General features: G+C 63.4%; 2 protein-coding genes. One reads left to right on the forward strand and one right to left on the reverse strand.

Annotation, left to right across the window (positions count from 1 at the left end; all coding sequences use genetic code 11):
* Positions 1–48: 48 nt before the first annotated feature.
* Positions 49–390 (reverse strand): mobilization protein C, encoded by a 342-nt coding sequence (locus DET50_RS19300; protein ID WP_113864307.1) that lies wholly within the window; start codon positions 388–390, stop codon positions 49–51.
* A gap of 276 nt (positions 391–666) precedes the next feature.
* Here DET50_RS19300 and mobQ point away from each other — a divergent pair.
* The coding region (gene mobQ, locus DET50_RS19305) for a MobQ family relaxase (RefSeq protein ID WP_147252234.1) at positions 667–1,461 on the forward strand (795 nt) is incomplete at its 3' end.

The following is a 1,461-nucleotide window of genomic DNA, read 5'->3' on the forward strand; positions in this document are numbered from 1 at the left end:
CGAAGCCGGGGAGTGGTCCCGGGATAACCTCACACGGCTCCTGGACGGCTACCTGAAGCGCGACGATGACCGCGCCCTGTTCGACTTGCCGCCAGGGACTGGCGGCAAGTCGAACAGGGCGCGGTCATCGTCGCGCTTCAGGTAGCCGTCCAGGAGCCGTGTGAGGTTATCCCGGGACCACTCCCCGGCTTCGATCTTCGCCAGAATCGCCGCGCCGATCAGAACCTTCTGCCGCGTCTCTCGCTTGCGCTTTTGGTTCATCAGCTTTGCTTGTTGCTGGCGCTTTTGCTGAACAATCCGCTCTTTCCGCTGTTTGAGTTCGCGCTCTATTTTCGCCTGCTGCTCGTTGAGCTCTGCCAGCCGCTGCTCGGGTGTTTTCTTCGCTGCCATGGGTGGCCCTTACCTTTGAGTTTGCCGCCTGTCCGTTGGGGCTCAGGAGCCCCAACGGAAGAGTATAGCGAACCCCGGCGCGGGGTTGCTATACTCCAGATTGACACCCCGCCGAGGGTGTCAATCTGGAACCCGAAGGGCGCACTTATGCAAACTGGCGTTTGCGTGCGGTCTCCGACGGCCCTGCCGGGGGCTACTCCGGCCTGACGGCCTCCGCGTGTTCTAGGTCTGGCGACCTGGAACACTTGGCAAAGCAGCAGCATCGGTGATCTCGGAATGGCCTCGACCACATGCAGCATCAAACCCGTTAAGCGTTCTGCCGGTCGGTCTGCGACCGCGGCAGCCGCTTACCGTGCCGGTGCCGAAGTGATCGACCATCGCACCGGCGAAATCCACGACTACACCCGGAAGGGTGGTGTCGTCAGTGCCGAGATCATCGCTCCCGATCATGCGCCCGAGTGGGCGCACGACCGGGAAGCGCTCTGGAATGCCGCCGAGCTGGCCGAGAATCGGCAGAACTCCCAGGTGGCCCGGGAGTTCCTGATTGGCCTTCCGCACGAGCTGGACGAAGCCCAGCGCCAGGAGCTGGCGCACGAGTTCGCCCAGTCCCTAGTTGACCGCTACGGCTTCGCCGTCGAGGTCTGCATTCACAAGCCGGACAAGGGCGGCGACCAACGAAACCACCACGCCCACATCCTCGCAACCACCCGCCGTATGGGGCCGGAAGGGCTGACCGAGAAAACCCGGGAACTGGACGACCGGACGAAGCCGAAACTCAAAAACGGGGAAAAGGGCGAGGCCCGAGGGGTGGCTGAGGTTCGCTGGGTGCGCCAGCAATTCGAAGACCTGACCAACGCTCACCTGGAACGCGCCGGCCTCGATGAGCGCATTGATATGCGGAGCTACGAAGATCAGGGCCTAGACATCGAGCCGACGCAGCACATGGGGCCAGCGGCCACAGCGATGGAGCGCCGGAAGCCGGGCAGCACCCGGATCGGGCAAGAGAACGTCGCCCGGCTGTTCCGAAACGAAGACCTGGTACACGAGCAGATCCTGGTCGAAGTCGAGGAA

Origin of the sequence: Marinobacter pelagius, assembly GCF_003315345.1 — a bacterium.
Lineage (GTDB): Bacteria > Pseudomonadota > Gammaproteobacteria > Pseudomonadales > Oleiphilaceae > Marinobacter > Marinobacter pelagius_A.